Raw genomic sequence first — 7,067 nt, forward strand, 5'->3', positions numbered from 1 at the left:
TAAATTGAGCAAAAGGGATTATTATGATGTCTTGGAAGTGGAGAAGAACGCTTCCATCGATCAAATCAAAAAAGCCTACCGTAAGCTTGCTCTTAAATATCACCCTGACCGTAACCCAGGAAATAAACCAGCGGAGGAAAAATTTAAAGAGGCCTCCGAAGCCCATGAAGTTCTGAGTGATTCCCAGAAGCGGCGGCAGTACGACTTATTCGGGCACGCGGGTGTAGATGGCGGAAGAGGGGGGCAAGGTTCTGATTTTGGGGCAGGAGGTTTTGGCGATATCTTTGGGGATATTTTTGAGGATTTTTTCGGAGGGGGAACGGGAACCAAAACCCGTAGCCGGGCACAACAGGGTTCCGACCTTCGGTTTAATCTAGAAATCTCTTTTGAGGAGGCCATTCAAGGTAAGGAGACGAAAGTAAAAATTCCCCGATGGAAGACTTGCTCGGAATGCGGGGGAAATGGGGCGAAACAAGGAACCAGCCTCAAAACCTGTTCCAATTGCCAGGGTAGTGGGCAGCTTCGTTTTCAACAAGGTTTTTTCACCGTGAGCCGAACCTGTAACCAATGCGGGGGGCAGGGAACGGTTATTACCAAACCATGTTCTTCCTGCCAAGGTGCCGGGCGGTTTCAGGAAGAGCGAACGCTTTCTTTAAAAATTCCACCCGGCGTTGAAACGGGGTCTCGCTTGCGGTTAATGGGCGAGGGAGAACCCGGAAACAATGGTGGGCCTCCAGGAGATCTTTATGTGTTTTTATCCGTTCGAGAACATCCCTATTTTATTCGTGAGGGGGATGATGTTCTTTGTGAAATTAAAATTTCCTTTGCACAGGCCACCTTGGGGGCAAAAGTGGAAGTCCCCACTTTGAAGGATAAAGCGATACTTAAAATAACACCGGGGACTCCGTCAGGCAAAATCTTTCGCCTTAAAGGTTTGGGGGTTTCCAATGTCAGGGGTCATCACACCGGGGATCAATTGGTTCGTGTTGAAGTTGAGATTCCTACCAAATTAACCCAACGCCAAAGGGAACTACTTGAGGAATTTGCCCAAGAGACGGGGGAAAAAGTGGATCAAAATTCTGAAGGAATTTTGGGAAAAGTAAAGAATTTTTTTGATACATAAATGCGGCCGCCTTTTTATGGTTGCCCCCTCCGACGTTCTTCAAACCGCTTCTCTCAGCTTACATGACCGATTCGATGGAAATTCTTACCCATTGGCTAACTCTCCTCAAACCTAATTTTCTAAATTAGAGATTCCCAAAATGGCTTTTTTTTATATTGAGCAGCAAGCAATCTGTGATGGGGAAATTTATATTGAAGGTCCTTTGGGTTTTCACCTGCGAAGGACACTGCGCTGCCGGATTGGGGAGAGAATTACGGTGGTGGACTCATCCCGGAACAAATACAGTGTGGTCATTACACATTTGACCCCCCGGGGAATTAGGGGGGAGGTTGAAGAGGTAACCCCTCCCCCCTTGGACCCCGGGGTAGAGATTTTATTGGGCCAGGGAATTCCCAAGGGGAAAAAGTTCGAGACTGTTTTACAAAAAGCAACCGAATTGGGAGTGGGGTCTATTTTTCCCCTTTTTTGTGAGCGGAGCATTGTTCAATTTCGAGAAAAACGTATCCAACATGATATGCAAAGATGGCAAAATATTGTCATCGAAGCTTCTCAACAGTCCCAGCGCTTGGCCCCTCCCAGTTTATCGCAACCTTGTTCCTTGGAACTTTTTCTGGAAAACCATCTTGATTTTGATTTGGGGTTGCTTCTTTATGAAAAAGAAAAAAAGACCGGAATTCGTTCCTATCTTCGTAAAAAACCAATTCAAAAAAAGGTCTTGATTTTAATCGGGCCTGAAGGGGGGTTTTCCGAAAAAGAGGTTGAGGGTGTTGTCAACAAGGGGTTTGTTTCAGTATCCTTGGGAGAACGCGTCTTAAGAACGGAAACCGTGGGGCCATTTTTGGTAGGGTTGTTGCAATATGAGTGGGGCGATATTCCATAAAGCTCTTGGTAAAGAAGAGGGTCATTTTCCCCAAGAGGGTATGAATTCACAGGGGATTTCCCCTGGCCTCGAAAACAGTCAACAGGTTTCAAACCGGTTGACTCTGGGGGGATTTTTCAGAAGAAGTAGTGCCTTTTTCCTTGACCTTTCAGTTGTTTTTATTATTTGTCTTTTTTTTCTCTGGTTGTCTATTTCTGCGGTTCGTTTGGCCTATTTTGGCCAAGACCTTACAGGCCAAATGGGGGCGTTTCAAAAATCTTTTTTATTCACAGTTTTTTTGCTTTGGCCTGCTCTCTTTCTTTTTTATTTTTCATTTTTTACGTATTGGGGAGGCCAAACCCCTGGGAAAAAGATATTTGGTCTTAGGATTATCGCTCAATCCGGAGGGAAGATTTCCCCGATCCAAGCCTTGGGCCGTTCACTAGGATATTTCTTGTCGTTCCTGACAGGAGGGTGGGGTTTTTGGCTTGTCCTGTTCTCCTCAAAGAGGCGGTCCTTACACGACTGGATATCCAGAACCCGGGTGGTTCGCCTTTTATGAATATCAAGCAGTTATTTTTTCTTCTTTTTTTGACATTGGGATTTTTGTTTCCATTTACGGGTTTTACATTTGTCATTGATCAAATCCTGGCTGTGGTCAATCGCGATGTGATTACAGCCAGCGATTTGCGAGCCACTGAAATCCTTCACTCCAAGGACTCTCCATTAACGAAGGAAGAACTGCTTGAACACCTGATTGATGAAGCCCTTCTGGTAAAAGAGGCTGAGCGTTTTGAAATCAAACCTCCTTCAGAGGAAGAGGTTTTGACCGCCTTATTGAAATTTAAAGAAAAGTTTTCCAATGAGGCGTCATTTCAAGATTTCCTCCGAAAAAAAGGAACCACCCCTGAAATTTTAAAAGGTGGCATTCAACGGCAAATTTGGATTAACCGATTTTTAAATCAAAGAGTTGATTTTTTTGTTTTGGTGCTTCCAGAAGAGGTTACCCGTTATTATGAAAGCAACCCAGAGGAATTTGGTTTGCGGGAAATAGACGATGAAATCCAGAAAGTGATTGAAGAAAAACTCATCCAACAAAAAGCCAAAAAAAGAAGAAAAGAATATATTTCAAAACTCAGGGCAAAGGCAGAAATTCGGGTGAATCAATCCTTTCCCTGATTCGATTAAAAGCGCTGAAAACCTTCTCTCTCCATCGGTTTGGGCCGGTTCGGTGCCTTCCTGTGTTAAAAATTTTACAAGAAAAAAATTTGTTCTCAACCCTCAAAAAAGAAAGGTGATCATTCACCTTGACCCTCTAATGGTATTTTCGATAAAGTTGCATTCGTGAGTAACCAAGCCGACATTTTAATTGTAGGGGCGGGTGTGGGAGGATTGGTCCTCGCTCTTGCATTAGGACGCAAAGGGTTTCGGGTTTGTGTAATAGATGCTCAGTCCGTTCTTTCCAACCCGTTGCGTGGTGAGATCATCCAGCCCAACGGCTTGAGGGTTTTGGAGGATTTGGGGTTGTTGAAGGAGATTGAGACCCAAGATGTGCATAAAAATCACCTTTTCCATTTTTACAATACCGATGGATATCCCCTTCTTAGTATCGATTACCGCCTGTTGCCAGAACCTTTTAACTATTCGCTAATTGTCCTTCCCAAAGTGATTCATGATGTATTGTTAAAGGAAATTTCCCGTTTGGATCGTATTGACCTATGTTTAGGGGTGCGTTTGAAAGGGATGGTCCGGAATGGAAATTCCTGGAAAGTAACCGGGAGTCAAAAGGATCGGGTTGTTGAATGGGATGCGCGTTTGGTGGTTGGTGGGGATGGGGTTTTTTCGAAAGTCAGAGAGTTTGCAGGAATTTCCTGCCGTTACCATCGGTATAAAGATGCCTACCTGACAATGATGATCAGGCGCCCCCGGGGATTTAAAGGGGAGGGACGTTATTATATCGGGAGAAAAAAAATATTAGCATTATTTCCCGTTTCAGAAAAACAGCTATACCTTTTTTATTTAATTCCTTTAAAAAAAAGAGAGGTTTTTCAATCCAAAGGGATTCAATATCTGCATCATTCCATACTTTCCATTGATCCTTCTGTTCAAGAATTCCTCCTTCAAGTGAATGATTGGGATCAAATCGGTATCATGCCCTGTAGCCGTCTTCACGCATCTTCTTGGGTTGAGAAAGGAGTTGCTTTAATTGGAGATTCGGCTCACGCCATGAACCCTCATGTGGCTCAAGGGAGAAATCAGGCCATGGAAGATGCCCTGGTTTTGTTCCAAGTGATTCAGGATTGCTTTGAAAAAGGCGATTTCTCCAAAAAGGCACTTCAGTCTTATGAACGTTTCAGAAGACCTCAAACGGAATGCCTTCAGCGTTTAGGCGATGAATTGAACCTGGTCTGGAATTCTGGGTTCCCCCCGATGGTATGGTTGCGGGAAAGAATTTTTCGAAAAATCCAAGGAAACCCTGACCTTTTATATAAGACCCTGGCAACGGTTGCAGGGATCCATTCAAAGCGTTATTCATTCATGGATCGGTTAAAGGTGTTGGGTGTGATCCCTTCCTAAAGGAGGCCGGATTTGTAATTAAAAATGTTAATTATCAATGGGTTAAGTATCCACCCCCCTTTTCTTGGCCATCGTTTTTACTCCTGTTTTTTTTGAAAACCCTTTCTCAATCTGGACACAACCCCTGAATTGAGGTAAAATGCAAACTATCATTTTAAGAGAATAGAACGGTGCTTTTTGAGGGTTTTAAATCTCTGATCGAAGGAGGATTTAAAAATGATGGATGGTGAAGTAGAGGGTCATGTTTTTGAGACTGGAGAGCCCCGCTCGCCCCAACAGAAAAGGGAGTCCCTGGCGGGACGAATTGTTGCTCCATTGCTCTCTTTAGTAATACCTGGTGCGGGCCAGTTATATAATCGCCATTGGGTCAAGGGGGGAATTTTTATTGCCGTTGTCATGCTCTTTAGTGGGTGGTTAAGACGGGAAATGATTGAAACAGGGGCTACCTCTGTCGCAGGGTTAACCTATTCCCTTTATGTGGTGATTGCCTTGGTTGTTCTTCTAGGATTTGCCGTTTGGAGTATTTTTGACGCCTATCGGGATGCCTCGATGGTTTATAAAACATAAACTGCCCAATTCGGTAAAAGTTGTTTTTTTAAAAATCCCCTTAGTTTATAAAGGGGATTTTTTTTATCCGACACAGTCCCTTCTCTAAAGAATCTGTCTCGTGTCCATTTGCTAATAATGGTCTAAAAATGTTATATTTATTTTTTGCTCTAAATGTTTTTGACCCGTGGGCTTGAATACCTGCTTTCATGAATTTGGATGATGAAATTTTTGTGAATTCTTTAAAACGTAAGGAAGAGCGATGAAGGGAGTGATTCTTGCGGGTGGTCTTGGCACCCGTCTTTATCCGCTTACAAAGGTGACCAATAAACATTTGTTACAGGTATATAACCGTCCGATGATTTATTATCCTATTGAATCTCTGGTGGCGGCTGGGATTACCGATATCCTGATAGTGACAGGGGGTAATAATGCGGGAGATTTTCTAAAACTATTAGGGAACGGAAAAGAGTTTGGGCTCCAACATCTTAATTACACCTATCAAGAGGGTGAGGGGGGGATTGCTGATGCCTTAAGGCTGGCTGAATTTTTTGTGGGTGACCATCCCGTTTGTGTGGTGTTAGGAGACAACATCATTGAAAAGAACATTATTCATGCCGCCCGTGCGTTTCAGGAGCAGGGAAAAGGGGCAAAAATCCTTCTCAAAGAGGTCAAAGACCCTCAGCGGTTTGGGGTTCCCATTTTGGAGGGAAAACGGGTATTGAGTATCGAAGAAAAACCCAAAGTGCCAAAATCTCCCTATGCGGTGACGGGTTACTATTTTTATGATGCTGACGTTTTTAAATTGATCCAGACCCTTAAACCTTCCGAACGGGGAGAGCTTGAAATTACCGATGTGAATAATATGTATATTGAAAAGGGGCAAATGACTTGGGATCATTTAGAGGGTTGGTGGACCGATGCCGGAACCTTCGATTCCCTCCTGCAAGCCTGTAATTTGGTGGCAAAAACCGGGGCCAACAATGTAAGTTAAAAAATTCTTTCCCTCGGTTCTTCTTTTTTCTATCCTCCTTAGGTATACTCTTCCCATTCAAAAGCAAGTTTGTGTTTTTTTTTGTCATTGCAGGGCTTACAGCAAGGAACCAGGTTTCCTTTTACGCTTTTTCCCCCCCGGATGATGGGCACCTTATGGTCCATGGTGAGCTCGGTGGTCTTAAATTTATTTTGACAATAAAAACAGATTCCTTTTCCCCGCTTTCGATTCCACCAAGGGGTTTTTCTTAGTGCTCTGGCTTTTTGCCGTTCCCTTTGGATTTCTTCCTCGGAAACCTCGGGATAAAAGGGGGAATCCATATTGGGGATTATAACAAATCCAGGCTCCTGAAAGGCAATTTTTAATGGTTCAAAAAGGATAAGTTTGGAACAAAATGAAAGAATAAGATTAATATTTTGTCACCCAAATTTTATTCCTCATTAAAAATATTTTTTTCAAAAGGTTTCCTTTTTTTTCTCCACCGGAAAGCAAAACTTGATTTTTTTTTACCTTTATCCCACCAAAAGCCCCATTCTCTTTTAAATTCAAGTTTTTGTATTGATATGAAACATTAAAACCTCTTTTTCCAAGAAATTGTTAAACAATACTTTGGGGTGAGAATGGCTTTCCTACACCATATTTAGTTGTTGACAGGATAGGTTTAAAAATATAATTTTACTTAAATAATATTGTTTAAAAAAGGATTAGCAAGAAAATTTTTTTTAGTTTTTTTATCCTATTTTTTTTCAAATAAAAAAGGAAATTTCGTGGTAAAAAGAAACCTGTTTCTACTATTTTTACCTTTCCTTCTCTTAATCACTTTAACCAAATCCGGTGAATCCCTAGTCATTCCTCCGGACCCATTTGATTCTACCGACCGTTATGCGCTCCTGTTTAAGAACTCGGATGGGTCCATCACCCAAATTCAGGCGAAAATAAAAGCCCCCGGACCGGGCATTCTCGGGCCT

At 42.6% G+C, this 7,067-nt stretch carries 8 protein-coding genes; 7 read left to right on the plus strand and 1 reads right to left on the minus strand.

Features of this window, described 5'->3' with window-relative positions; genetic code table 11:
* Positions 1-4: 4 nt before the first annotated feature.
* The 6 genes from dnaJ to VGB26_07440 all read left to right on the plus strand — a co-directional run bounded on the left by dnaJ (position 5) and on the right by VGB26_07440 (position 6,099).
* Positions 5-1,123, plus strand: coding sequence for a molecular chaperone DnaJ (gene dnaJ, locus VGB26_07415; GenBank protein ID HEX9757616.1), 1,119 nt, complete (start codon positions 5-7; stop codon positions 1,121-1,123).
* Between the two features lie 139 nt (positions 1,124-1,262).
* Complete coding sequence (locus VGB26_07420; GenBank protein ID HEX9757617.1) at positions 1,263-2,003, plus strand: RsmE family RNA methyltransferase; 741 nt, start codon at positions 1,263-1,265, stop codon at positions 2,001-2,003.
* Positions 2,004-2,465: 462 nt separating this feature from the next.
* Entirely contained in the window at positions 2,466-3,161 is a 696-nt protein-coding gene (locus VGB26_07425; GenBank protein HEX9757618.1) for a hypothetical protein, read from the plus strand.
* 165 nt (positions 3,162-3,326) lie between these two features.
* Entirely contained in the window at positions 3,327-4,559 is a 1,233-nt protein-coding gene (locus VGB26_07430; protein HEX9757619.1) for an NAD(P)/FAD-dependent oxidoreductase, read from the plus strand.
* Positions 4,560-4,775: 216 nt separating this feature from the next.
* Complete coding sequence (locus VGB26_07435) at positions 4,776-5,126, plus strand: hypothetical protein (protein ID HEX9757620.1); 351 nt, start codon at positions 4,776-4,778, stop codon at positions 5,124-5,126.
* A 241-nt stretch (positions 5,127-5,367) separates the two neighbouring features.
* On the plus strand, positions 5,368-6,099 hold the full coding sequence (locus VGB26_07440; protein HEX9757621.1) for a sugar phosphate nucleotidyltransferase: 732 nt from the start codon (positions 5,368-5,370) through the stop codon (positions 6,097-6,099).
* A gap of 38 nt (positions 6,100-6,137) precedes the next feature.
* Here the strand turns inward: VGB26_07440 and VGB26_07445 are convergent, their stop codons facing one another.
* Entirely contained in the window at positions 6,138-6,419 is a 282-nt protein-coding gene (locus VGB26_07445; GenBank protein ID HEX9757622.1) for an HNH endonuclease signature motif containing protein, read from the minus strand.
* 447 nt (positions 6,420-6,866) lie between these two features.
* Here VGB26_07445 and VGB26_07450 point away from each other — a divergent pair.
* Positions 6,867-7,067: hypothetical protein (locus VGB26_07450; GenBank protein HEX9757623.1), on the plus strand; the 201-nt coding region annotated here is incomplete at its 3' end.

This window comes from Nitrospiria bacterium (genome assembly GCA_036397255.1).
Taxonomy (GTDB): domain Bacteria; phylum Nitrospirota; class Nitrospiria; order DASWJH01; family DASWJH01; genus DASWJH01.